Here is a 26018-nt window from a genome sequence, read left to right as displayed (position 1 = left end):
GGGTGACAAATATAAGCCAGATCACCTAAGCTCTTGCTCCAGTACCCGCTCACTTTCGGCTCAGAATAAGGTCAGTCCAATGTCAGGGATAACGCCCCCGGTCGCACGCAAACAAGCCCACCCGCTCAAGCATCACGGCAATGAACGTATCGATGACTATCATTGGCTGAGAGATGACGAGCGCCAATCCCCCGAGGTGCTGGCTCATCTGGAGGCGGAAAACGCCTACCACAAGGCCTGTTTTGCCCCCTTCGAGCCACTGCAGCAGACGTTGTTTCAGGAGCTTATCGACCGAATCGACAAGGATGAGTCGAGCGTCCCCTATCGCTGGCACCAACATTGGTACTACAAGCGCTATCAGGGAAAGCAGGAGTACCCGCTGTTTGGCCGCAAACGCGAGCTGGAGGGTGAGGAGCAGTTACTGCTCGATGCCAACGAGCGCGCCCAGGGTAAAGAGTTTTATAGCATGGGCGGGCTGAGCGTTAGCCCAGACGAGACGCTGCTGGCCATCAGCGAAGATACCCTGAGTCGGCGCCTCTATCACATCAGCATCAAGCGCCTGGACACAGATGAATGGCTCAGCGACAGCCTTAGCGACACGGATGGCGAGATCGTCTGGGCCAAGGATAACCAGCACCTCTTCTATATCGCCAAGGATCCTCAAACCCTGCTGGGCAACCGCGTCTATTGCCACCGCTTGGGTGATCCCCAGGCCAATGACCGCCTGATGTATCAGGAGACAGACGACAGCTTCTACCTGTCGATCGGCAAGAGCCTGGATGAGTCGCGCATCCTGCTCACCCACGAGAGTACGCTCACCAGCGAGGTGTCCATCTTAGATGCCAACCAACCTGAGGCATGCTTTAAGCCACTGCTTGCACGGGAGCCGGGGCACGAATACTCTGTGGCTAAACGCGGTGAGGAGTATTACATACTCACCAACTGGCAGGCGGTAAACTTTCGTCTGATGAAGGCCACAGAGTCGAGCTTCGCCGATAAGCGCAGCTGGCAGGAGATCATCCCCGCAGATGAGTCGCGCCGCCTGGAAGATCTGCTGGTGTTAAAAGACTATCTTGTGGTGCAGTATCGCCAGCAGGGGCTGAGTCAGATCCGCATCCTGCCCCTCAACGGCGCCCCGGAATATGAACTCGGCTTCGACGATGCCGCCTACGTGGTAGGTCTGGACGTTAACCCGGTTCAGGATAGCCATCATCTGCGCATCTACTACGCCAGCCCATCGACGCCCGAGTCCATCTACCTGGTGGATCTCACCCAAGCCAGCCCGAGACGCCTGCTGAAACAGGAGCGAGTACTCGGCGGCTTCGATAGCCAACACTACCAGACAGAGCGGCTCTTCATCGACGCCAGAGACGGCGCCAAGGTGCCCGTGACCCTAGTGTATCGCAAGGACAAGTTCCGCCAGGACGGCAGCAACCCCTTGTATCAATATGGCTATGGCGCCTACGGCTACACCATAGAACCTGACTTCGACAGCGCCATCCTTAGCCTGTTGGATCGCGGCGTCGTCTATGCGGTCGCCCACGTGCGGGGGGGCGAGATGCTAGGGCGCCCCTGGTACGACGCCGGCCGCCTGATGCAAAAACAGAACAGCTTCAACGACTTTATCGACGTCACCCTAGCCCTGGTGGAGCTAGGCTACTGCGCCCGGGATAAGGTGGTTGCCAGTGGCGGCAGTGCCGGTGGCCTCCTGATGGGTGCAGTGATCAATCAGGCGCCGCAGCATTATCTGGCCGTGGCGGCCCACGTGCCTTTCGTCGATATCGTCACCACCATGCTCGACGAGTCGCTGCCCCTGACCACCAACGAGTATGATGAGTGGGGCAACCCGAATCAGGCCGAGGCTTACCGCTACATGCTGAGCTATTCGCCCTACGACAACATCAGCCGTCAGGCCTACCCGCACCTGCTGGTCACCACAGGCCTGCACGACTCTCAGGTGCAATATTTCGAGCCCGCCAAATGGGTGGCGAAACTCAGAGAATATAAACAAGACGAGCACCTGTTGCTGTTTCATATCGACATGGAGGCGGGCCATGGCGGCAAGAGCGGCCGTTATCGTCACTTTGAGGACACGGCCGAAGAGTACGCCTTCTTCCTCGGCCTGTTGGGACTCGCCTAAGATGACCCAGGAGAAGTTAGCTAGTACCACCTGGAGCCTCTACATGATCCGCTGCGCCAACGGCCATCTCTATACGGGGATCACCACAGATATCGACCGCCGCTTCAAGGAACATAGCGACAATGGCCCCAAGACGGCCAAGTATCTCAGGGGCAAGGGGCCGCTGACCCTGGTCTATCGCGAGCGGATCGGCAGCCGCTCGGATGCCCTGAAGCGGGAGATCGCCGTGAAAAGGCTCACAAAAACGCAAAAAGTCGCCCTAATACACTTTGATGCAAATGGCGAATGCCCCTAAAAATTACAGGGGAAAGCAGCCGTAAATCATAGGCTAAGGCCAGAACAAACCAGACCGGCCCGGCTCAACAAGATGTAAACCACAGATTTACCTCAGGTTAAACGTCTTTACTTACCCATAACAAACCACTATCTTAGGCGGGCGCGTTTATGTGGAAAGACTATGAATTTACAACAACAAGCAAAGGCAATGGGAATGCCTGCGCAAGACAAGTACCAGGGACGCGGCTTTATTGGATTACTCTTGTTTCTGCTCTGTCTGCACCTCTTGGTGTTGAACTCGGCAGTCAATCTATCCCTATTTCGATTCTTTAACGGCATTGCGGCCTACGCCCCAGCCGATCTCCTCCTGCTGATCACAGACTTAGGCGATGGCATCACCCTCGGGGTGATCACTCTCTGCTGTCTGGTGAAACGGCCAGAGCTTCTGCTCAGGGTCGTCATCGCCAGCGTGCTGTCGCTGATCTTGGTGCCCCTGCTGAAGCAGACCTTCGATGCGCCTCGTCCGGCAGTAATATTAGAGACACTGAATATCGTCGGTGAGATCCGCCTTAAACACAGTTTTCCTTCGGGCCATACCGCCACCGCCTTCCTGTTTGCCGGCACCCTCTTCTTCGCCTATCGGCAGACCCAGATTAAATGCCTGGCAATCGGCTTCGCCAGCCTGGTGGGCCTGTCTCGCATCGTCGTCGGCGCGCACTGGCCAGAGGACGTGATCATGGGCGCCTTCGTCGGTCTCTTCTGCGCCTATGCGGCGGCCCATAGCCCCCTGGTCAAGCTCAGCCAGTTCCACAAGGCGCTCATCTTGGCCTTCCTCTGGTGTGTGTTGGTGGTGAGCGAGCTGGATAAGAGTTTCGACAAAGATCATATCTGGCCGATCCTCATGCTCAGATGGGGCCTAATTGCCACAGCCGCCCTGTTGATCTGGCGCGAATATGGCGCGATGCACAGGGTAAGACGTTGGCTGGCGTTTCAAGGTTAACTGCCCAAAAGGCGTAAGACTTTCACCAACATTCACGCTTTCTTCACACTTAGGTGCCTACACTGGAGGCTCCTAAGATGAAGAGGTGCGCCATGTTCAGACTGACCCAGGCTCAGACCACCAGAGAAACCGCCCTGACGATGACCACAGATCGCAGCCGCTATGGCGCCCTGATCCTGCTGGTCAGCATGCTGGCACTGCTCTGCCTGAATCAAGATCTCAACCTGAGCCTCTTTCGTGCCATCAACGGCCTCTCACCTAGCCTGCCACAATGGCTACAACTGGGGATAACCGATCTCGGCCACGGCAGCACCCTAGGCACTATCGTACTCATCTGTCTGCTGCGTCGCCCCGAGCTGATGCCGCGGGTACTGACCGCCAGCCTGCTGTCGATGATCTTGGTCCCGCTGCTAAAACAGTATTTCGATGCCCCCAGACCGGCGGCAACCCTGGATTTTCTCTATATCGTCGGCGAGACGCGTCTGCATCACAGCTTTCCCTCAGGCCATAGCACCAGCGCCTTCCTGTTCGCCGGCACCTTGCTGATGGTGATGCAGGATAAGAAGAGTAAGTGGTTCCTGTTGATGGGGGCGGCCATGGTGGCGCTGTCACGCATCCTGGTCGGCGCCCATTGGCCGGTAGACACGCTGGCGGGCGCCCTGTTGGGGCTTAGCTGCGCCTATGTCGCCTCCTATGTTCCCCTGATGTGTCTGTCGCCAAGGCACTGGAAAATCCTGGTGGGCATCTTGCTGCTAACGTTGGTGGTATGCCAGTACAAGGAGACCTCTTCACAGATGGCCTGGCAGATCATTGGCCTTCGTTGGGGACTCCTGCTGTTGGCCGGCATGCTAGTGCTTCGCCAATACCTACAGTCTCGTCAGCCGCTCGTCCCGCGTAAGTGGGTCAGAGCCTAAGCCTTTTAGAGTCTTAATGGGGTGGGCATCGGCTAATCCACGGATTCGTGCGACCCCGAGATTAGCCTCTGCGCCGGGAAGTCCTGGCCTTAGTCTATGCTGACCTGGCCCTGAATATTGTCGAAGCTTAGGCTACCTGAGCCCGCGTCTATGATGTGAAGCCCCTGGGTGTCCACCACACGGATGCCGCCTGAGCCATCGTCTATGGTGACCTTGCCCTGAACGCCTCTGACCTCTATGGCACCAGAGCCGTCGTCTATCTCAACATCTCCTTGTACCGAGGCTATGGTAAGGCTGCCTGAGCCATCCTTAACCTGGATATCGCCCGCCACATTGGTGAGGGTAATGCTGCCCGAGCCGTCATCTATGGTGAGCTTTTGGCCGCCATCTATCTCGATAGCACCCGAGCCATCTTGGATCTCCATATCCGCCTGCACGCCGCGAATGACAATGCTGCCTGAGCCGTCATGGATATCCAGTTTGATTCCCGCCGGCACCTTCACCAGCAGATCTATGTAGGGCGACTTACCATTTGAGAAGCTGGCGCGGTGAAAGGCATCGAAATTGGCGACCAGCTTGGCCTTGTTACCCGAGCGAGTCAGGGTCAGTTCGGGCTCGGCGCCATCAAAACCATAGATGTCGGCATCCAGGGTGATCTGTTCAACCGAGGCGTCGCCCACTATCTTCAGGCTACCGGCGCCGGTATCGGCGACCAGTGTCTCCAGCGACTGAGCATCCAGCGTCAGCTGCGTCTGCTTGTGATAGTCGAAATCGTCCCTTCCCGCACTGTTCACATTTACTATGCAACCAGTGAGGCCAAATACCAGTACCGTCACCATAGTCATTACACGAGCCAACATAAACACCTTCCTTAATCTCTGTTAAAGTCATTTGAACCACCTCGACGCGGCGGCTTAGATAGCCCAACTAAGCAGATAACATGCCAACAAGTTATCTAATTGTTTTTGCTATGTTATTATCTTGCTTAACCGATTTTTGGATGGTGATGCCACCACCAGATTCGTAGGATTAGTTACTATTTAGTGAAATACTTCATCAACTTATGAGGCGCGCAGTGGATTATCTGACCCTAAATCGAACGGCCTGGAATCACAGGACCCTAGAACACCTGGACTCCAGCTTTTACGATGTGGACGGTTTTCTCGCCGGCAACAGCTCGCTGCAGGAGATAGAGCAATCCGACCTTAAGGTAAAGGGAAAAAGCCTGCTGCACCTGCAATGCCATTTCGGCCTGGACACCCTCTCCTTGGCTCGCCTGGGCGCCGAGGTTACTGGCGTGGATCTCTCCGACACCGCTATCCATCATGCCAAGCGACTGGCCGAGGCCTGCGACCTTAAGGCCGACTTTATCTGCAGCGATCTCTACCAAGCGGGCGCGCAGCTGCAGCAGCAATTCGATGTGGTCTACACCTCCTATGGCGCCCTCTGCTGGCTGCCGGATCTAGGTCGTTGGGCAGAGTTGATTTATGAAGCGCTGCTACCCGGTGGTGAGTTTTATATGGTGGAGTTTCATCCCGTGCAGGCAATGATGGAGGGTTACAGTTATTTTGCCCAGCAGGAGCCGGATATTGAGGAGGAAGGCACCTATACGGAAAACGCCAGTGACACCAAACACACCATGGTGACCTGGCCCCACTCCCTGGCCGATGTGATAGGGGCGCTCATCCAAGCCGGACTCAAGATAGAGGCGATTCAGGAGTATCCCTTCAGCCCTTATGATGCCTTCGACAACCTGGTGACGGGCGAGAGCCTGGGGCTCTCAAGTGACAGGCCCAGGTATTATCAGCTGTATCAGGGTAAACCTATTCCCATGGTCTACAGCCTGTCGGCCCGTAAACCTGAGTAATCCTTCTCTCAGGGATAAATAAACAACATAAAAAAAGCAGGCCTGGCCTGCTTTTTTGTTTAGTCTCTGAGCACGGGATAGACCCTGTACTGCTTATCAAAATAGGGGCTCCGCTCGTAGAACCAGCGCAGTCTCGCCTCGGCATCCTTAGCAAATTCAGGATCCTTGAGCGCCGCCTCAAACTCGGCGGCCAAGGCGGGATCTTCTTTGAGCATCTTGACCGCCAGCGGCTCTACCGCGTAGTGCTCGATATATTCGGTGCGGGTAAAGATAGGATTAAAGAAGCCCCACTGCAGCAGCGAGTCGGGTGACTGCGGCTCCAGCAAGAGGATAGCCAGATCGCCGAGGGGTTGCTGTGTGCTGATCTTCACAGTGCCCGCCGGCAGCGCCACCTTAGCCTTATGGCTCGACACAGGGGCTGAGACCCGCTGGCGTCCCTCGTAATCCTTGGCATCGAACGCGGGCTCACCGAATCGATATTGAGTCAGGGTCAAGGTCTTAGGCTGCTCCAGACGCGTCAAGCGTATGCCATGAATGCTTAGACGCTCGATCACCTCCAGCCACTGAGGCGGAATATAGTAGGCCTTGGGACGATTCACCTTAATGTCTGCGCGTGTCTTACCTATCACGGGCAGGTTCTGGTACAGCTTAGGCTCGCCGGTCCAACGCACGACCGCCTCGCCACTGATGGGGCTCTGCTCCAGGCGATAGTCTATCCCCTTGAAGTCCCATCCCTTAGGCTGAGTCTCCGACTGCCAGGTCAGTGTGATGCGGTCGCTGTAGCGATAACTGTCCTGCTTGATGGCGCTGCGCAGCGCCGTGCCCTGCTCGCCTAACACCTCCAGGGTCGAGGCCAGCATCACATAGGTGCCAAGCACTCGCTGCTTGAAGGGCTTGAGGCTGTGGTTCTCGATCAATATTGTTGGCAGATGACGGGCATCGCCATAACCGTTTGAATAGCGTGGGCTGGCATTCCACAGAGAGAGCCCCTGGCTCAAGTCGCGATTATCGATGGCAAACACCAAGGGGCCGGGCACATGTCCCTGCGCGCTGAGCGCCTGCTCGATTTTGGGACGATACTTGTCGTTAAGCCAGCGATAGCTGGTGGGACTCAGCCCCTGGGCCAGGTTATAGCCGAAGGTGACATCATACTGATAATCTATGCCGTCGGTGACATGCACGTCGATATAGAGATCCGGCTGCCAGCGATTAATCGCCGCCAACATATGCTGCATCTCCAGGGTATCGGCCTTGGCATAGTCGCGATTAAGGTTGAGATTATTGGCCGTAGTGCGCCAACCCATCTCCACCGGGCCCCTCTGGTTAACCCGGTTAAACTGGCCGCTGCGCTCGTGGGCATCGACGCTGAAGATAGGCACGAAGAGGAGGTTCGCACCGATTAACAGCGCCTGCTTGTCTCCCATCACCATGTCGCGCAGCAACATCATGCCCGCATCCTTGCCATCTATCTCGCCCGAGTGGATCCCCGCCTGCACCAAGAGCGTTGGCTTACCATTGGCCTGCAGGGCCTCGGGCGTCGCCGCGCCCTCCTGGCTCGCCACTATCATCCAGATATCTCGCCCCTGAAGACTCTTACCCAAGGAAACCTTGTGGAGCTTATCGCTGGTGGCGAGCAGCTTATCCAGCCAGGCGAAGGTGTCGTCATAGCTGGGGCTGGACTTGAGGCCGCCCTGCTCGAAGGGGGTCGCCCAGGGATCATCGGCAGCGCGCAGCAAGGCTTCGCTGGCGCCGTGCCAGGTGATGCTCGGCGGCAAGATGGCATCATTGATATAAGTGTTATTTAACGAGATTTGGGCCGGTTGAGGGCCGCTGGTCTCTGCCATGGCGGATGCGCCGAAGGCGGCGAGACAGAGGAGCGTAGCGCGAGAATATAGGGACATCTTAAGTTACCTAACGGCTTATTATTAGCCGATTATCTTTCAATAAATAGCCAGCAAGTGCAATATGTTAGGCAATAAAAAGCCCGGTTATTACCGGGCTTTTTGACGAAATGGCTAATGCCTATTCTTGCGGTGTCGAGTCGGCAGCCTGAGTTTCGGCGCCCTTCTTCTCGCGCTTGCTGAAGATGCGCTCGACGATCACGAAGAAGATAGGGATAAAGAAGATCCCCAGGAAGGTCGAACTCATCATGCCGCCCAATACGCCGGTACCGATAGCGTTCTGGCTACCCGAGCCTACGCCCGAGCTGATGGCCAGTGGCACAACACCCAGACCGAAGGCCAGCGAGGTCATCAGGATAGGACGTAGACGCACACGCACCGCATGCAGGGTCGCTTCCACCAGACCCGCGCCCTTCTCGTAGAACTCTTTGGCGAATTCGACGATCAGGATGGCGTTCTTGGTCGCCAGACCTACGGTAGTCAACAGACCCACCTGGAAGAACACGTCGTTAGGCAGACCGCGACCGTTCATCGCCAGCAAGGCACCTATGATCCCCAATGGCACTACCAAGATCACCGCGAACGGCACAGACCAGCTCTCATACAGGGCCGCCAATACCAGGAAGACCACCATGATAGACAGGGCATACAGCGCCGGTGCCTGGTTGCCCGAGAGACGTTCCTCGTATGACAGGCCGTTCCACTCAACGCCGAATCCTGGCGGTAGCTTGGCTACCATAGCCTCGATGTCGGCCATGGCCGCACCCGTACTATAACCTTGTGCCGTACCGCCCTGGATGTTCATCGCAGGCAGACCGTTGAAACGCTCCAGACGCGGCGAACCATATTCCCAGGTACCTGTGGCGAAGGCCGAGAAAGGCACCATCTCACCCTGGCTGTTACGCACATACCAGGTATCGAGGTCTTCCGGCTGCATACGGTACTGGGCATCACCCTGTACGTAGACCTTCTTCACACGACCACGGTCGATAAAGTCGTTCACATAGCTACCACCCCAGGCAGTACCCAGCACGCTGTTGACCGCATCGATATCGATACTCAGGGCGCGAAGCTTAGCGTGGTCGATATGGATGCGATACATAGGCGCATCTTCCTGACCGTTTGGACGCACGCCCACCAGGTTAGGATTCTGCGATGCCATGCCCAGCAGCATGTTGCGGGCCTCGAGCAGCTTCTCATGGCCTTGGCCATTTCTGTCTTGCAGATAGAAATCGAAACCGTTTGCCGTACCCAGCTCGATCACCGCAGGCGGTACGAAGGCAAACACGAAGGCTTCCTTCATCTGCATGAACATACCCATGGCACGTCCGGCGACCGATTTAACGTCTTGACCCGGGCCGGTACGCTCAGACCAGTCTTTCATGCCCACGAAGGCCAGACCCATGTTTTGACCACTACCGGCGAAGCTGAAGCCTGATACGCTAAATACCGACTTGACGCTGTCGCCCGTCTCGTTGAGATAGAAGTCGGAGATCTTGCTCATCACCTTCTTGGTGCTCTCTTGGGTCGAGTTGGTCGGCAGAATAGCCTGGGTAAACAAGATACCCTGGTCTTCGTCCGGCAAGAAGGCGGTCGGCATGCGCATGAAGATCCAACCCACGGCAACCGTCAGGGCCACGTAGATCAACATGACGCGACCGGCGCGCTTGATCATCGCCGCCACGCCAGCCTCGTAACGCGAGGTCATCTTGTCAAAGGTGCGGTTAAACCAACCGAAGAAGCCGGTCTCCACCGCATGGTGGCCCTTGGCAATCGGCTTCAGCATGGTGGCACACAGTGCCGGCGTCAGGATGATCGCCACCAGCACAGAAAGCGCCATGGCCGATACGATAGTCACGGAGAACTGACGATAGATCACACCGGTCGAACCCGACATGAATGCCATAGGCACGAACACCGCCGACAGGGTTAGACCGATACCCACCAGGGCGCCGGTGATCTGGTCCATCGACTTCTTGGTGGCCTCAATCGGGCTCAAGCCGTCTTCGGACATCACACGTTCGACGTTCTCTACCACCACGATGGCGTCATCCACCAGCAGACCGATGGCCAATACCATGGCGAACATGGTCAGGGTGTTGATCGAGAAGCCGGTAGCCGACAGGATGGCGAAGGTCCCCAGCAGTACCACAGGTACCGCGATGGTCGGGATCAGGGTCGCGCGGAAGTTCTGCAAGAAGAGGTACATGATCACGAATACCAGTACCACGGCTTCCAGCAGGGTATGCACTACGCCCTCGATCGACTTCTCGACGAAGGGGGTGGTGTCATAGGGATAAACCACTTCCAGGCCTTGGGGGAAGAAGGGCTTCATCTCATCGACCTTCTCACGCACGCGCTCGGCGGTCGCCAGGGCGTTAGCCCCCGTGGCCAACTTGATCGCCAGACCGGCAGCCGGACGGCCGTTATAGAAGGACTCTACCGAATAGCTTTCCGAGCCCAGTTCGACTCGGGCCACATCTTCCAGGTAAACCTTGGCGCCCGACGGATCGGACTTGATGATGATCTTTCTAAACTCTTCGGCCGTCTGTAGACGACTCTGAGCCGTTACCGTGGCGTTGAGTTCCTGACCCGCAATAGAAGGCGCGCCGCCCAACTGACCCGCAGACACCTGAGCATTCTGCTCACGAATCGAGGCCATGATGTCCAGGCTGGTGAGGTTGTATTGCGTCAGCTTGAGCGGGTCTAGCCATATACGCATGGCGTACTGGGCACCGAACAGCTGGATCTCACCCACACCAGGCACACGACTCATAGGGTCTAAGATGTTAGAGCCCACATAGTCGGAGATATCATTCTTCTCCAGCGAGCCATCCTGAGACACGAAGCCCAATACCATCAAGAAACCCGAGCTGGATTTGTTGACCTTAACCCCTTGCGCCTGCACCTCTTGAGGTAGCAGCGGCATCGCCAGCTGCAGCTTGTTCTGCACCTGAACCTGGGCGATATCGGGATCGGCCTCGGCATTGAACGTCAGGGTGATCTGCGCGTTACCAAAGCTGTCACTGGTAGACGAGATGTAACGTAGATGGTCGATACCCGTCATGCGCTGCTCGATCACCTGGGTCACAGTGTCTTCCATAGTCTTGGCAGACGCACCCGGATAGATGGCGTTAATCACCACGGTCGGCGGCGCAATACTCGGGTACTGCGACACGGGAAGCTTCATGATAGAGAGCACCCCGGCCAACATAACAATAATTGCAATCACCCAGGCAAAGATAGGGCGATCGATGAAAAAACGAGCCATAACTTTACCTTACTTCTGTGGTTGCTTGTCTGATTGCATCTCGCTGAGTGGTTTACCCACCACAGGGGCGCCCGGACGTATCTTCTGTAATCCCTCGACAATCAGCTGATCGCCAGCCTTCAAGCCGCTGGTGATGCGCCACTGATGATCGATCACCTCGGCAGTCGTCACGACTCTTGGCTCGACCTTGCTCTCGGCACCTATCACCATGGCAACGGCCTGACCCTTGGTATTACGGGTAACAGCCTTCTGCGGCACCAGAATCGCCTTAGGATCTGTACCCGCGTTCAATACGGCGCGCACATACATGCCAGGTAGCAAGACACCATCCGGGTTAGGGAATTCGGCCCTTAGGGTTACTGAACCCGTGTTCTCATCGACACTCACCTCGGCGAATCTGAGCGAGCCCATGTGCTCGTATGCCGTGCCATCTTCCAGGATCAGACGCACATCGGCATTGTCTGCCGCCTGCAGCTGTCCCTGCTTAAGCTTGGCCTTGAGGCGTAGCAGCTGAGCGCTAGATTGGGCGATATCGACGTTGATAGGATCCAGCTGTTGAATCGTCGCCAGTGCGGCGCTCTGATTCGCTGTCACCAGGGCACCGGCAGTCACGGAAGACTTACCGATACGGCCTGAGATAGGCGCCTTCACCTGAGTGTATTCCAGGTTGATCTTAGCCGTGTTAATCGCCGCCTTGGCCACGGTCACGTTAGCCAACGCCTCTTTGTAGAGGGCATCTGCCTCGTCGAAATCTTGTTGGCTAATGGCATCAGTCTTGATCAAGGCTTTATATCTGGCCGCCTTGGCCTTGGCAGACACCAGGCTGGCATTGGCACGGGCCAGATCGGCTTCGGCACTGACCAGCGCCGCCTTATAGGTCGACGAATCGATCTGATAGAGAGATTGGCCTTCGGTTACCTCACCACCCTCGACGAAGCCGCGTTCGGTGATGATACCCGACACCTGAGGACGCACCTCGGCCTCAAGATATGCCTTGCTGCGACCCGGTAGCTCAACCTGAATAGCCTGGGGCTGCTCGACAACCTGAACCACCCCAACCTCCATGCTTCTTGGGGCTGCTGCCGAATGACCTTGGTTCTCGTCCTGGCCACAACCTGTTATCCATAACGCCACACTAACTAACGAGGCAATTTTTACTATTTGCCGCATGAGAACTCCTAATCAAAGCCGCAACAAAAAACACCCATGCACGGGTAAGGCGCTATGGGGTATCTTGAGGAAGCAAAATTAAAAAAAGATTTAGAAACTATTTATCTCACACCTAGCCAAGGTCAACAAGAAGATGTGGGCAGAGATATTGTAAGTTAATGCAAATTTTTATTTTTAATCATGTTTTCTTGTTAAAAAACAGTTAAAAATTGCGTGTTTTCACCCTGTTTTAGCGTTTTTTGTGTCTAAAATGTGATCGCTGTCATCCAGGCATGATGAAAACTAACACCATATGAAACATGGGGTTAATTCAGACCTATTCATAATTGTTCACATCTTTATTTGATCAGTTCATTTGTGCCGATAAGGCCATTCACATCTTGCGCCTATAGTCGCCTCATCAGCCAAACAACAGCTAGATGAGATGAAGATGATGAAGACCTTAACCCAGTTAAAATGCTCGATACTCCTTGGCAGCCTGTTAGCCGCAAGCGGCGTCATGGCCGAAGCGCAAGACACCCAAGTCTTAGGCGGCAATATCACAGGCAAGCTGACCTTTGCCTCAGATTATGTCTTTCGTGGTGAGTCAGAAACCATGGATGGCGACGTCCCCGTCGTGCAAGGCACGCTGGGATGGGGAAATGATCAAGGCTGGTACGGCGGTGTGTATGCCTCCAACATCAAGTTTGCCGATCCAAATCTTGAAATCGTTACTGCACCCTACATAGGTAAGGCGGGCACCTTCGGCGATTCTGGTATCACCTATGATGTCATGCTGTTCTCCTACCTCTACCCGGGCGCCTCATACTCTAACTACACAGAGTTATGGCTCAAGGTAGGTAAGCAGTTCGGCCGCACTAACCTACAACTGGAAGTGACCCCGACGGTCGATGACTGGTTCGGTGTCGATGGCTGGCAAGGCGTGAACTACGCCATCCATCCAAGCTACCAGTTCGACAATGGCATTAACCTGTCTGCCAGCGTCGGCTATCAGGATCTGGATGGTAACGGCGCCGAAGGCTGGGGCCACTGGAACCTGGGTGTCAGCAAAACCTTCGCCGGCCTGAGTTTCGATCTCAGATACCACGGCAGCACAGTGGATGAGAGCCACAAGGTGTACGGTACACAAACTAAGATTTTTGATGACCGAGTCGTTATCGGCGTCAGCAAGAGTTTTTAAGCACAGCAGTTTCCAATCTCTGCACGTCTTTGCCAGCCCTCGGGCTGGCTTTTTTGTATAGGGATATACTTATCCCCGGTGCTCAGGGATGAGCATAGAGGGGATTTATACATGGCCAAAAATGTTCCCGACATTTTTTGGCATTTCCCCCATCCATGGGGCCAGAATACTTATCCTAGGTTTTTTGACGGAGCTAGGTTATATCCGGTTATCACCCACGCCACAGGCGAGGATACGGCTGATCTCCGCCAGAGACCGGCCCGACTGCCCCTGCCATTCATTGAACACCTCCTGCACCTGGGTCAAACCACGTTTAGAAGTAAAACCGGCATCGATCAGTTTGTGAGCCTGAAAATATCCCTTGATATCTTCGGTCAGCAGAAAGGTATCTTTGCCTATGGTGCGCAGAAAATAGGGGCCGGTATTGCCACCCAGTCGGCAGCCCAGGCGTTTCAGCTCGGCCCAGAGTCCCACGGTATTATCGCTGGGCCACCGAGCGATAAACTTGGCAAAGCTGCCGTGAGCGAGCTTAAAATCATGCACCATCAGGGCATTGTCATAAATCGCCATGGTCTTCTTCAGGTGGCGGATCAACTCGGGGTCGCTGGCACGCTGCTGGATCTGCTCAGGCGATAGCATCAAGATCTTGTGGGGCTCGAAGTTGAAGAAGGCCGCCTCGTAAGCCGGCCACTTATTGTCGACGATGCGCCATACAAATCCCGATTGAAACACCTTCTTACTCAGCTCTGACAGCAACTCGGCATCCTTATACTCGGCAATCAGATCCTGAGATAACACCTCAGGCAAGCGAGCGGCCAAGCCTGCTTCGCCACCTTTGCGCTCACAGGCGCGCTGGTAAATACTGTCGAACGATTCTAATCGCGCCATAGTGTAAGCAGCTCCTTAAATGCTTGTTGAATACAGATTACGTGCCATGCAGCCATGTCGATCACCCGCCAAACGGCTCGAGACGACCCCAGCCAACTTTGACATATTGGTTACCATGAACAATAAATAACCCATATATGGGTTTATTTTTACAATATTAGTAAACAATAACCAAAGATGATTGCAATTGGCTTGCACTTAGACCGATGAGAGGCCGTTGAGGTTAATTATGGACGCATCACAACTCTATCGTATGTTGGTCTTTGCCAGTGTGGTCGAGCAGGGCTCCTTGACCCGCGCCGCCGAGTCGCTAAACATTAGCCGCTCCATGGTGAGTCAACACCTAAAGAAACTGGAGCACAGATGCCAGTCGCGTCTTTTAAACAGGACCACCCGCAGCCTGTCGCTCACCCAGGAGGGCCAGTCATTTTACCGTTACTGCGCCGAGCTGCTCAAACTTGCCAAGCAGGCGGAAACCTCGCTGCAGCCAGCAGATGCCGAGCTGCAAGGCAGCATCACCCTCGCCCTCCCCCAGGCGCTAGGCGATGGAGTGATAGCCCCCACCATCAAGGCGTTTCACCAGCATTATCCCAAGGTGCATCTCTCCCTGCTGATCCAGGACAGACAGCTGGACCTCACCGAGCATCAGATAGATGTGGCGATTCAGATAGGCGCCGCCAGTCAGCCCAGTGTCAACGAGACCAGGCTGGGCCGCTTCGATGAGTATCTGGTAGCGAGCCCTGACTATGTTGCACACCATGGCGCGCCTGTGCATCCGGACAATCTCAGCCATCATCATTGGATAGGCCTGGCGGGCGACAGGCTCCCCAGACATTGGCAGTTTGAAAACAGCGAAGGCGAGCGTGTCCGCCTGCAGCTTAGCCCTTTTATCAACTGCAACAGCCTACAGGGAACCCTAGGCCTGGTGATGCAGGGGCTGGGCGTTGCCTTGCTGCCCTCCCCCTTGATAAGCCAGCACCTTGCCAATGGCCAGCTGGTACAGCTGCTGCCCGACTATCATCTGGGGCGTGGTGCACTCTACCTGGTACATCCCTATCTTGAGGTGATCCCGCCAAGAGTCAGGGCACTTATCGAACTGCTGACCGAGCGACTCACACCGGCAGCATAAGACAGGCTAAAAAGCAGGCCAGATGCGGGATTTCGAACTAATATTAGCTTATTGGTTCTGGGCAAATGGGAGGTGCATTTGATGGAACTCTTCTACCATCCCCTGTCACGATATTCCCAAAAAGTCTTGATCGCCCTCTACGAGAAACAGGCCAACTTCTATCCCAGGGTGATAGAGCTGAGCGATCCCTTTTCCCGCAACGAATTTAAGCAGCAGTATCCCTTGGGAAAATTACCCCTGCTCAAGACACGCACCGGCGACCTCTTGCCCGAATCCAGCATCATCATAGACTACATAGACCATGAATTTGCCACCGGCACCCGGCTACTGCCACAGGATTACCCTCAGCGCCTGCAGGTGCGCCTATATGATCGCCTCATCGACAACGACCTGAACAATCCTCTCTATCTGCTGGAACAGATGGAAGCCCGTGAAGAGGACAATCCGATTAAGGTGAGGCAGTTAGAGAAGGAGATCATGCTGCTACTGAATGAGCTGAACGACAAGTTGCAGCGGCATCACTGGCTCTGCGGCGATGCCTTTACCATGGCGGACTGCGCCCTGATCCCTTGCCTGATCCACGCCAGAAATCGCCTCAAGCTGTACCAACTGGATCCCATCGACAGATACCTGAATCAGGCCAACACCCGAGGCGCCTGGATCCAGGTACAGGAAGAGATAGAACTCACCCGCGCCGCGGTGCAGGCCGGATTCCGCCCCATTCCCTAAACCCTAATTCCAAAAAAAGTTAAGCAGGCAGGTTGCGCTCTTTCTTCAGCGTGAGGAAGGCTTTCCACTTCTCGATTTCCGGCGGTAAACAAGGTTCGGGGCCATCGAAGCCCGCCTCCTTGAGCATCTCCTTAATCGGTACCTGCTTGCGGTTGTTCACGAACACGCCACGCACATGCACGATACAGTGAAGGGTGTCGCCGCTGACGAAGCGCTGCTCGACATAGAAGTATTTCTCGTCCCAGCCCACCACTCGACTCTGAATGTCGAATTTACACAGGGGTTTGATATCGCGAATATAGGTGAACTCGGCGGCGTTGACGATCGGCAACCACTTGAGCTTCAAGAAGCGTTTCAGCAGCCCCATCTCGGCCAACATGTAGGTACGGGCCAGATCCATCAGGGCGGGATAGCGGGAGTTAGTCAGGTGCAGGTTAATGTCGCAATCCAGCGGCAAGGCACGATAGCTGATAGTACTCGTGCCCAGAAAATCGATACGACGACAATGGCGTACCCGCCAAAACATCAACCAAAACAAACGAAAATAGAGGTTCATCTCACCCGGCTCCCTTAAATGAAGGGCAAAGGCTACCAGAGGTCAGACCAGGTGACAAGCAAGATCGCGCCGAGGCAAGGGCTGTTGCCAGGGCGCGATGAATAGAGAGTTGAGGCTAATCCTTGAGAGTCAGCAAGTGCTCGGCATATAGCTTAACGTCTTCCCAGTCGGTGTAATCGATCACCGCCTTAGGATCGGTTGGGCCATCGGTGATCTTCATGATCAGCTGGATCATCCACCTGTCATACCAACGCCAGGAGGGGTAGTCCACCTTGCCGGCAATCACCTTAACGTCATTCGGCTTCCAGGGAGAGAGCTCAATAAACTTCTGCAGATACTTGTTGTTCTCGGGGATCCGTTTCTCGGGGTTACGGGCCACCACGTTGACGCTGAAAAAGCTGTTAGGCTTGGCCGCCAGCTCGGCCTGGTAGCGGGTGACAAATTCGAACACAGACTTATGGTAGCTGCCATAGAGTACGCAGGCGCCCACGGCAACATAGTCGTATTTTTCCCAATCAATATGCTCAAACTCGCCAATACGCAGGGCGTCGCAATTATGCCCTTGAGCGTCCAAGTGCGCCGCCATCGCCTGGGCAATCTTGGCCGTATGGCCACCGCGAGAATAGTAAACAATTAGTACTGAAGCCATAAGCGACTCATCTGTATCGGAAAAGAGAGCCACATTGTTGCAGCAAAGTGCCAGAGAAACCCCAAATTGGATCACAATTTAGTTAAGGTTTTTGTGAAATACACCACCAATTGGATATTTAACTCGGGGTAAAATAACTACAAAATCATGAGCAATCCTAAAAGGACACAGGTCGGCTCCCATTGAGTTACCCAGGCTGGCTGAGTATCATTGCTTTCACTTCCCCATTCAATTAGAATAATCTAATTAATCAAGTACAAGAGAGTTGCCGTATGCAAAAAGATATTGATGTAGATGCAATGGTCACCAATGCCCAGAGCGCAGCCAAGTGGCTTAAGGCAATAGCCAATCCCTATAGATTGATGATCTTGTGCCAGCTACTCGACAATGAACTGAGCGTGACACAGCTAAATGAAAACGTGCCTCTGAGCCAGTCTGCGTTGTCACAACACCTGGCGGTACTGCGCGCCGAAGATCTGGTGGCGACCCGCAAGAGCTCACAGATCGTCTACTACACACTGAAGAACGAGCAGGTCACCGAGGTGATCTCGATTCTCTACAAGCGTTACTGCGTATAATTCCTGCGAAGATGAAAGCCTTTAACGCTCGCTAAAGGCTTTCGCAAACTCCTGCACCTTATCCCAATCGGTAAATTCATAGGTACCCGAGGTATCTGTGGGGCCCTTAGTGATCCACATGATGAAACGGATCATGAACTTATCGAAGAAACGATACTTGGGATAATCGATCTTACCCGCAAAGACCCCCAGCTGCTGAGGCTGCCACAGCGACAGCTGCAGAAACTTCTTCATGTAAGGGTTAGTCTCGGGCGTATTCTTCTCCGGCTTTCTCGCCACCACGTTCACGGTAAAGAAGGCGTTCTTCTTGCCGTTTAATACGGCTCTGTGGCGATTCACGTACTGAAACAGCTCGGGTCTGTGTTTGCCGTAACGAATGCTCGCCCCTATGATGACCTTGTCAAAATAGGAGAGATTGACCGACTGCGCCTCTTCCAGGCTGACCATGGTCACCAGCTGGGTATCCGACTTGCACTGCTCGGCAATCTGATCACAGATGGCTTTCGTCTGACCGTCTACGGTCGAATAGATAATTAGGGTACGACTCATTAATTCTTCCAAAAAGTCGGTGTAAACAACACCAATAAGGTAAACACTTCCAATCGGCCGAATAGCATGGCCACCACCAACACCCACTTCTCGCCATCGCCAATGCTGGCATAGTTACTGGCCACCTCACCTAGCCCAGGCCCCAGGTTATTCAAACAGGCCGCAGTCGCGCTGAAGGCGGTGATATTATCCATGCCCAGCGCCATCAGGATCAACATACAAACCACAAAAACGAGGGCGTAAGCAGAGAAGAAGCCCCATACCGCATCTATGATGCGATCCGGCAGCGCCTTGCCATTGATACGGATGGAGAACATGCCCCTGGGATGCACCAGGCGTTTCAATTCACGGGAGCCCTGGAGCAGCAGTAAGATCATCCGCATCACCTTGATGCCCCCAGCGGTCGAGCCGCCACAGCCACCGATGAAGCTGGAGAAGATCAGCAGCATAGGCAGGAACAGCGGCCACATGTGGAAGCTTTCGGTACCGAAACCGGCCGTGGTCGAGATAGACACCGCCTGGAACAGGGCGAAGTCGAAGGTCTCCTCGGCGCTGTCATAGATGCCGGTATGGTACAGGGTCGCAAAACAGATCAGCGTCAGCGCCAGCTGGATCACGATAAGCGCCTTAAACTCGGCGTCTCTTAGATAGACCTTGAGGTTAATGCCGCGGCGGGTAAAAGCCGCAAAGTGCAGGCTGAAGTTCAGCGCCGCAATCAACAGAAACACCACACACACCATGTTGATCGCCGTGCTATCGAAGTAGCCCATGCTGGCGTCATGGGTGGAGAAGCCACCGATGGCGATGGTAGAAAACGAGTGACAGATGGCATCGAACACATCCATGCCGGCGACCCAGTAGGCGAAGGCGCAGGCGATGGTCAGCGCTAGATAGATATACCAGAGCGCCTTGGCCGTCTCGGCGATTCGCGGCGTCATCTTACTGTCTTTCACCGGCCCGGGGATCTCCGCTCGATAGAGCTGCATCCCCCCGATCCCGAGCACAGGCAAGATGGCCACCGCCAAGACGATGATCCCCATGCCGCCGAGCCACTGCAATAGGTGGCGATAGAAGAGGATCGCCTTGGGCAGGCTATCGAGCCCCACCAGCACGGTCGCCCCTGTGGTGGTGAGCGCCGAGAAGGACTCGAAGAAGCTGTCGGTGAGCGAGAGATCGGGCTGACTGGAGAAGATAAAAGGCACGGCACCTATGGAGCCCAACACGCCCCAGAAGAGCACCACCAGCATGAAGCCCTCGCGGGTGCGCAGGTCCTTCTTGTGGCGCCTGTTGGGATACCAGAGCACGAAGCCGAGTAACAAGCTGAGGAAGAAGGCCTGCAGAAAGGCGGTGCCCCCGCCATCTTTGTAGATCACGGCAACCAGCGCTGGCGGCAGAAGCGACAAAGAAAACAGCCCCATGAGTAGGCCTGTAATTCTTATAATGGTTCTATATTGCATTAGGGCGTTTTTATTATTCCGTTTGCGAAGACGCACTGGCGCATTCTCGCATAGTTTATCCCGGCAGTTGTATAAAATTTATTGGCGCTTTGTGACCCAAGGCAAAAAGCCCTTTGCGAACATGTTAGCCCGCTCTCGCTTCCCCTTGGGCATCAGTCAGAAAACTCAGCCTTGAGGCGTCCCTGACTCAGGGTCGCCAGCTCCTGATTGAAACGTCTCTGAGTCGCCTTGGGCATCTCGAAGCTCAGGCTCACCCTGTCGGTAAACACCTTATCGACAATCAGCCCCTCACAGAGCTCGAGAAAGTGTTCCACATCTTTGAGCTGATGATAGTCACAGGCCAGCCGCCCCGGATAGCGGATCTGCTTTATCTCAGTCTCCAGTTGCGCCAGCCCCTGTTTGATGCCAGAGCTATAGGCGCGCACCAGGCCACCAACACCCAACTTAGTACCGCCAAAATAGCGCACCACGACGGCGCCTATCTCGCCTATCTCGGCACCCTGCAGGCTGGCCAGCATAGGACGCCCGGCGCTGCCGGACGGCTCACCATCATCGCTGCTGCCCATGGCCACATTATTGTCCGGCGCTCCGGCGATAAAGGCGTAGCAATAGTGATTCGCCCCCGGATACTCGGCCTTAATGTTAGTAAGCGCACACTTCAGCGTATCTTCCGATGGGCAGTGAAATAGAAAAGAGATAAAGCGGCTATGCTTTATCTCTTCTTCTATGGTGATCGGCTTGGCCGGAATGGGATAACTCTCGCTCAAAAACGCCTTACCTGTTAACCGTGCAGACCCAGATCGCGAGTCATGTTCTCGTTGTGATCGCTATGGACGATCACATTGTCTTCGATACGAATGCCACCGAAGGGGCGCACCTGATCCACCATCTGCCAGTTAACCCAATCGGCGCGACCATCCTGTTTCAGCTCATTGAGCAGGCTGTCGATGATGTAAAGCCCAGGCTCTATGGTCAGCACTTGGTTAGCGGCCAGGGTGCGGGTACAACGCAGGAAGGGATGCGCCTCCGGCGGCGCGATATGGGTGCCGCGCTCGTCGTGGAGGAAGCCGCCCATATCATGTACCTGTAGGCCCAACATATGCCCCAAACCATGGGGGAAGAAGGCGCTGGTGATACCCTGCTCTATTAGCCCCTGGGGATCGCCTTGCACCAGCTTGAAGTCCAGCAGCAGCTGCGCCAGCTTCTGGTGCGTCGCCAGATGCAGATCCACATACTTCACGCCCGGACGCATCATGTCGATGATGGCCAGCTGTAACTTGTCCATGGCGGCAATCAGATCGCCGAACAGGTTCTTCTCGAAGGCATAGGTACGGGTGATGTCCGAGGCATAGCCGTGGAAGCTACCACCGGCATCTATAAGGAAGGAGAGTCGCTGCTTGGGCGACACATGCTCCAGCGCCGTATAGTGCAATATGGCGGCATTTTGATTCAGTGCGATAATGTTGCCATAGGGCACATCGTTCTCGCCCATATCGGTCGCGGCCAGGTAGGCTTGCTGGATCTCAAACTCGCTCGCGCCCGCATAGAAGGCACTCTTGGCCGCCACATGACCACGCACACCGATCTCACTCGCCCGGCGCATGCAGGCCAACTCATAGGCTGTCTTGCTGGCTCTGTGATAATGCAGGTAGCTCATCACAGCCTCGGGATTACGGCTACCGAAGCCCAGCACATCGGCGACATCCAGATGCTCGCCAATATAGGCCCACTCCTGCAACTTGCCCGGCAGCAGATCTGCCACCTTGTCGGCCTTGGTCAGCACCTTAATCTCTATCTCGGTCGTCCAAAAATCCTCTGATAGATCGGCGACCTTATGCCAAAAATCCACAGGACGATAGAAGATGAGTTGCGGCTTATCACGGCCGTTGACGATCAGCCAGCAGTGGGGATTATCGATGACCGGAAGCCAGGCCTTGAAGTGCGGATTAACTTTAAAGGGGTAATCCAGATCATCGAGAAACTGACGATGAGGCTGACCCGAATGAATCACTAAGCCGGCCAACTGCTCTCTTGCGGTGATCTCGGCGACGCGCCGGTTCAGTTCAATAATGTGGGCGGGATAGAGGGTGGCTAAGTTTTCCATAATAAGCTTCCTGTTATTCTTCTGTGGCCCTAGGTTGCACCCCATTCTTTTGGATGAAAAACGCGATCCCAAGGCCCTATTTTTAGCACAGCGACTATGATCTAGTGAGTCTAACATAAGGGCAAAAATCCCCCTAATCGAACAAAATTAAACAAGTGTTTAAATTGGGTGTTGAAATTTATCTGATTTAGACGCACACTGAGCAGCAACTGGTCAAATGATGGCCTGCTGTAAGATAGAGATTTTTACCCACGCTATAAGATTCTAATAGTGGGTGGCGCTCTTTAAGCAATAAGGAAGCAAGCAATGATCTACCAAAGTCCTACGATTCAAGTGGAATTACTTGAAGACAATATCGCTCGGCTCTGTTTTAACGCCGAGGGCTCAGTCAATAAGTTTGATCGAGAGACCCTCAACTCCCTTAACGACGCACTCGATGCCCTAGCACAAACCCAAGGGGTTAAGGGTCTGATGCTCACCTCGGGCAAAGATGCCTTTATCGTAGGCGCCGACATCACAGAATTCCTGGGACTTTTTGCACAAGACGACAACGTGCTACAGGGCTGGCTGGAAGACGCCAACAAGGTGTTCAACAAGCTCGAAGATCTGCCCTTCCCAACTATCTCGGCCATCAAGGGCTTCGCCCTGGGCGGCGGCTGCGAAACTATCCTAGCCACAGACTTACGTATCGCCGACACCTCGGCGCGTATCGGCCTGCCAGAGACAAAGCTGGGCATCATTCCTGGATTTGGCGGTACAGTGCGTCTGCCTCGCGTGATAGGTGCCGACAACGCACTTGAGTGGATCACCACAGGTAAAGATCAGCGCCCAGAAGCCGCCCTCAAGGTTGGTGCCATCGACGCCGTAGTTGCCCCAGAACTGCTGGAAACGGCGGCGCGCCAGATGCTGCAAGATGCCATCAGCGAGAAGATTGACTGGCAAGCCCGTCGTCAGCGTAAGCTGTCACCGCTGACCCTGCCTAAGTTGGAAGCCATGATGTCATTTGCCACCGCCAAGGGCATGGTGTTCAAGGTTGCCGGTAAACACTATCCTGCGCCTATGGCTGTTGTCGAAGTGATCGAGAAGGCCGCCTTGAGCGAGCGCGCCGAGGCACTACAGGTAGAACATCAGGCCTTCATCAAGCTAGCCAAGACAGACGTGGCCAAGGCGCTTATCGGTATCTTCCTTAACGACCAACTGGTTAAAGGCAAGGCCAAGAAGGCTGCCAAACAGGCACAAGCGGTTAACTCAGCCGCCGTGCTGGGCGCTGGCATCATGGGTGGCGGTATCGCCTACCAAAGCGCCAGCAAGGGCACGCCGATCGTGATGAAAGATATCAATCAGGCGGCATTGGATCTTGGGCTCAACGAGGCAGCCAAGCTGCTCACGGCGCAGATCAATCGTGGTCGCTCGACACCGGCCAAGATGGCGGGCGTACTCAACAACATCACGGCAACCCTGGACTACAACGCGCTCAAGCAAGCCGATGTCGTGGTCGAAGCCGTGGTGGAACATCCTAAGGTGAAGGCGACCGTACTGGCGGAAGTCGAGCAGGTCGTGGGCGAAGATGCCATCATCACCTCTAACACCTCCACCATCTCAATCAATCTGCTGGCCAAGAGCCTGCAGAAACCAGAGCGCTTCTGTGGCATGCACTTCTTCAACCCGGTACACAAGATGCCACTGGTTGAGGTGATCCGCGGCGAGCATAGCGCTGAAGAGACAGTTGCCTCTGTCGTGGCTTACGCCGCCAAGATGGGCAAGACGCCTATCGTGGTCAACGACTGCCCAGGCTTCTTCGTTAACCGTGTACTCTTCCCCTACTTCGCCGGCTTCAGCGGCCTGCTAGAAGATGGCGCCGACTTTGCTGCCATCGACAAGGTGATGGAGAAGCAGTTCGGTTGGCCTATGGGCCCCGCCTACCTACTAGACGTCGTTGGTCTGGACACGGGTCATCACGCCCAGGCCGTTATGGCCGAAGGCTTCCCTGACAGAATGGCTAAAGAAGGCAAAGACGCCATCGACGTCATGTTCGAAGCCGAGCGCTTCGGTCAGAAGAATGGCAAAGGCTTCTACCAATATTCGGTAGATCGTCGTGGCAAGCCGAAGAAAGAGGTCGACCCACTCAGCTATGAACTACTGGGCAACGCCTTCGGTGAGCAGAAGGAGTTCAGCAGCGACGAGATCATCGCCCGCACCATGATCCCTATGATCATCGAGACGGTTCGTTGTCTGGAAGAAGGCATCATAGCCACGCCGGCCGAAGCCGATATGGGACTTGTTTATGGACTCGGTTTCCCTCCATTCAGAGGAGGTGTGTTCCGCTACCTAGACACCTTAGGTGTCGCTAACTTCGTCGCCCTTGCCGACCAGTACGCCCACCTAGGCGGCCTGTATCAGGTAACCGACAAGATGCGTGAACTGGCTGCCACCAACGGCAGTTACTACCTAGCCTAATCACCCGGAAGGAATAGAATAATGAAACAAGCAGTTATTGTAGATTGCATCCGTACTCCCATGGGCCGCTCTAAGGCTGGGGTATTCAGAAACGTGCGCGCCGAGTCGCTCTCTGCCGAGCTGATGAAGGCCCTCTTGGTTCGCAATCCTCAACTCGATCCTAATACTATTGAAGACGTGATCTGGGGTTGTGTGCAACAGACGCTGGAACAGGGCTTCAACATCGCACGTAACGCGGCGCTACTGGCGGGCATTCCGAAACAGGCCGGAGCGGTGACGGTAAACCGTCTGTGTGGGTCTTCCATGGAAGCCATTCATCAGGCGGCTCGCGCCATCATGACAGGCATGGGTGATACCTTTATCGTCGGCGGCGTCGAACACATGGGCCACGTGCCGATGAACCATGGTGTCGACTTCCATCCAGGCCTGGCCACCAACGTCGCCAAGGCCTCAGGCATGATGGGCCTCACCGCCGAGATGCTAGGCAAGATGCACGGCATCACACGCCAACAGCAAGATGAGTTTGCGGTACGTTCACACCAACGTGCCCACGCGGCAACGGTCGAAGGCCGCTTTGCCAACGAGATCCATGCTATCGAGGGGCACGATGCCAACGGCGCACTGATCAAGGTAATGCATGACGAGGTGATTCGTCCCGAGACTTCTCTTGAATCGCTGGCGACCCTGCGTCCGGTATTCGACCCAGCCAATGGTACTGTCACCGCGGGTACCTCTTCGGCATTGTCTGACGGCGCCTCGGCCATGTTGGTCATGGAAGAAGAGAAAGCCAAGGCCTTGGGTCTGCCAATCCGCGCACGTATCCGCTCTATGGCGGTTGCTGGTTGTGACGCCGCCATCATGGGCTATGGTCCAGTACCAGCCACCCAGAAGGCGTTGCAACGCGCAGGCCTCACCATGAACGACATCGACCTTATCGAGCTCAACGAGGCCTTCGCCGCGCAGTCACTGCCATGTGTGAAAGATCTTGGTCTAATGGATCTGGTGGATGAGAAGGTGAACCTCAACGGTGGTGCTATCGCCCTGGGACATCCACTGGGCTGCTCGGGCGCACGTATCTCGACCACGCTGATCAACCTGATGGAAAGCAAAGATGCGACCCTAGGTCTGGCGACCATGTGTATCGGTCTGGGCCAAGGCATAGCAACCGTATTCGAACGCGCCTAACGCGTCCATTACCGTTTT

Annotated in this window: 22 protein-coding genes; 11 read left to right on the top strand and 11 right to left on the bottom strand. The window is 55.1% G+C overall.

The features are described 5' to 3' along the window. The first annotated feature begins 79 nt into the window (after positions 1-79). The 4 genes from K0I31_RS00195 (at position 80) to K0I31_RS00180 (ending at position 4330) form a co-directional block, all read left to right on the top strand. Positions 80-2140 carry a S9 family peptidase gene (locus K0I31_RS00195; protein WP_220079542.1) on the top strand — a complete coding sequence of 687 codons (2061 nt, stop codon included), beginning with the start codon at positions 80-82 and terminating at the stop codon, positions 2138-2140. Then, positions 2055-2435, top strand: coding sequence for a GIY-YIG nuclease family protein (locus tag K0I31_RS00190; protein WP_434086904.1), 381 nt, complete (start codon positions 2055-2057; stop codon positions 2433-2435). The genes K0I31_RS00195 and K0I31_RS00190 overlap by 86 nt, the downstream gene beginning before the upstream one ends. Positions 2436-2597: 162 nt before the next feature. After that, positions 2598-3416, top strand: coding sequence for a phosphatase PAP2 family protein (locus tag K0I31_RS00185; RefSeq protein WP_220079540.1), 819 nt, complete (start codon positions 2598-2600; stop codon positions 3414-3416). Between the two features lie 92 nt (positions 3417-3508). Next, positions 3509-4330, top strand: a complete 822-nt coding sequence (locus K0I31_RS00180) for a phosphatase PAP2 family protein (RefSeq protein ID WP_220079539.1) — start codon at positions 3509-3511, stop codon at positions 4328-4330. 89 nt (positions 4331-4419) lie between these two features. Here K0I31_RS00180 and K0I31_RS00175 read toward each other — a convergent pair whose 3' ends face one another. Continuing rightward, positions 4420-5190: a DUF4097 family beta strand repeat-containing protein gene (locus K0I31_RS00175; protein WP_220079538.1), complete on the bottom strand. Its 771-nt coding sequence runs from the start codon at positions 5188-5190 to the stop codon at positions 4420-4422. 215 nt (positions 5191-5405) lie between these two features. Between K0I31_RS00175 and K0I31_RS00170 the strand changes: the two genes are divergently transcribed. Next, positions 5406-6197: a class I SAM-dependent methyltransferase gene (locus K0I31_RS00170; protein ID WP_220079537.1), complete on the top strand. Its 792-nt coding sequence runs from the start codon at positions 5406-5408 to the stop codon at positions 6195-6197. Between the two features lie 59 nt (positions 6198-6256). On the opposite strand, the gene K0I31_RS00165 is transcribed toward K0I31_RS00170, so the two are convergent. The 3 genes from K0I31_RS00165 to K0I31_RS00155 form a co-directional block, all read right to left on the bottom strand. Then, positions 6257-8098: a M14 family metallopeptidase gene (locus K0I31_RS00165; RefSeq protein ID WP_220079536.1), complete on the bottom strand. Its 1842-nt coding sequence runs from the start codon at positions 8096-8098 to the stop codon at positions 6257-6259. Between the two features lie 121 nt (positions 8099-8219). Further along, positions 8220-11369: an efflux RND transporter permease subunit gene (locus K0I31_RS00160; RefSeq protein WP_220079535.1), complete on the bottom strand. Its 3150-nt coding sequence runs from the start codon at positions 11367-11369 to the stop codon at positions 8220-8222. 9 nt (positions 11370-11378) lie between these two features. Continuing rightward, positions 11379-12539: an efflux RND transporter periplasmic adaptor subunit gene (locus tag K0I31_RS00155; protein ID WP_011863841.1), complete on the bottom strand. Its 1161-nt coding sequence runs from the start codon at positions 12537-12539 to the stop codon at positions 11379-11381. A gap of 424 nt (positions 12540-12963) precedes the next feature. Between K0I31_RS00155 and K0I31_RS00150 the strand changes: the two genes are divergently transcribed. After that, on the top strand, positions 12964-13719 hold the full coding sequence (locus K0I31_RS00150; protein ID WP_220043811.1) for a TorF family putative porin: 756 nt from the start codon (positions 12964-12966) through the stop codon (positions 13717-13719). Between the two features lie 198 nt (positions 13720-13917). Here K0I31_RS00150 and K0I31_RS00145 read toward each other — a convergent pair whose 3' ends face one another. Continuing rightward, the gene (locus K0I31_RS00145) at positions 13918-14607 is read right to left on the bottom strand and encodes a DNA-3-methyladenine glycosylase I (RefSeq protein WP_220079534.1); all 690 of its coding nucleotides are present in this window, start codon (positions 14605-14607) and stop codon (positions 13918-13920) included. Between the two features lie 229 nt (positions 14608-14836). Here K0I31_RS00145 and K0I31_RS00140 point away from each other — a divergent pair, with 229 nt between their 5' ends. Both K0I31_RS00140 and K0I31_RS00135 read left to right on the top strand, forming a co-directional pair. Continuing rightward, positions 14837-15736, top strand: a complete 900-nt coding sequence (locus K0I31_RS00140; RefSeq protein WP_220079533.1) for a LysR family transcriptional regulator — start codon at positions 14837-14839, stop codon at positions 15734-15736. Between the two features lie 81 nt (positions 15737-15817). Continuing rightward, complete coding sequence (locus K0I31_RS00135) at positions 15818-16465, top strand: glutathione S-transferase family protein (protein ID WP_220079532.1); 648 nt, start codon at positions 15818-15820, stop codon at positions 16463-16465. A 19-nt stretch (positions 16466-16484) separates the two neighbouring features. Here K0I31_RS00135 and K0I31_RS00130 read toward each other — a convergent pair whose 3' ends face one another. Together K0I31_RS00130 and hemG (K0I31_RS00125) are read right to left on the bottom strand one after the other, a co-directional pair. Beyond that, complete coding sequence (locus K0I31_RS00130; RefSeq protein ID WP_220079531.1) at positions 16485-17021, bottom strand: thioesterase family protein; 537 nt, start codon at positions 17019-17021, stop codon at positions 16485-16487. 115 nt (positions 17022-17136) lie between these two features. Next, on the bottom strand, positions 17137-17670 hold the full coding sequence (hemG, locus tag K0I31_RS00125) for a menaquinone-dependent protoporphyrinogen IX dehydrogenase (RefSeq protein ID WP_220079530.1): 534 nt from the start codon (positions 17668-17670) through the stop codon (positions 17137-17139). A 272-nt stretch (positions 17671-17942) separates the two neighbouring features. On the opposite strand from hemG (K0I31_RS00125), the gene K0I31_RS00120 reads away from it, so the two are divergent. After that, on the top strand, positions 17943-18248 hold the full coding sequence (locus K0I31_RS00120; protein ID WP_011863834.1) for an ArsR/SmtB family transcription factor: 306 nt from the start codon (positions 17943-17945) through the stop codon (positions 18246-18248). 21 nt (positions 18249-18269) lie between these two features. Here the strand turns inward: K0I31_RS00120 and hemG (K0I31_RS00115) are convergent, their stop codons facing one another. The 4 genes from hemG (K0I31_RS00115) to pepQ form a co-directional block, all read right to left on the bottom strand. Continuing rightward, positions 18270-18797 carry a menaquinone-dependent protoporphyrinogen IX dehydrogenase gene (gene hemG, locus K0I31_RS00115; RefSeq protein ID WP_144202301.1) on the bottom strand — a complete coding sequence of 176 codons (528 nt, stop codon included), beginning with the start codon at positions 18795-18797 and terminating at the stop codon, positions 18270-18272. Continuing rightward, positions 18797-20254, bottom strand: a complete 1458-nt coding sequence (locus K0I31_RS00110; protein ID WP_011863832.1) for a TrkH family potassium uptake protein — start codon at positions 20252-20254, stop codon at positions 18797-18799. The genes hemG (K0I31_RS00115) and K0I31_RS00110 overlap by 1 nt, the downstream gene beginning before the upstream one ends. Before the next feature lie 152 nt (positions 20255-20406). Then, complete coding sequence (locus tag K0I31_RS00105) at positions 20407-21021, bottom strand: YigZ family protein (protein ID WP_220079529.1); 615 nt, start codon at positions 21019-21021, stop codon at positions 20407-20409. A gap of 14 nt (positions 21022-21035) precedes the next feature. Further along, entirely contained in the window at positions 21036-22358 is a 1323-nt protein-coding gene (pepQ, locus tag K0I31_RS00100; RefSeq protein ID WP_220079528.1) for a Xaa-Pro dipeptidase, read from the bottom strand. Between the two features lie 306 nt (positions 22359-22664). Between pepQ and fadB the strand changes: the two genes are divergently transcribed. Together fadB and fadA are read left to right on the top strand one after the other, a co-directional pair. Next, a complete protein-coding gene (gene fadB, locus K0I31_RS00095) occupies positions 22665-24815 on the top strand; it encodes a fatty acid oxidation complex subunit alpha FadB (RefSeq protein ID WP_220079527.1) in 2151 nt (716 codons plus the stop codon). 21 nt (positions 24816-24836) lie between these two features. Continuing rightward, complete coding sequence (fadA, locus tag K0I31_RS00090; protein ID WP_144202293.1) at positions 24837-26000, top strand: acetyl-CoA C-acyltransferase FadA; 1164 nt, start codon at positions 24837-24839, stop codon at positions 25998-26000. The last annotated feature ends 18 nt before the right edge of the window (positions 26001-26018 follow it).

The sequence above is a fragment of the Shewanella spartinae genome (assembly GCF_019457555.1).
GTDB classification, from domain to species: domain Bacteria; phylum Pseudomonadota; class Gammaproteobacteria; order Enterobacterales; family Shewanellaceae; genus Shewanella; species Shewanella loihica.
The sequence above is the reverse complement of the archived record's forward strand: the minus strand, read 5'-3'. Positions and strand labels throughout refer to the sequence as shown.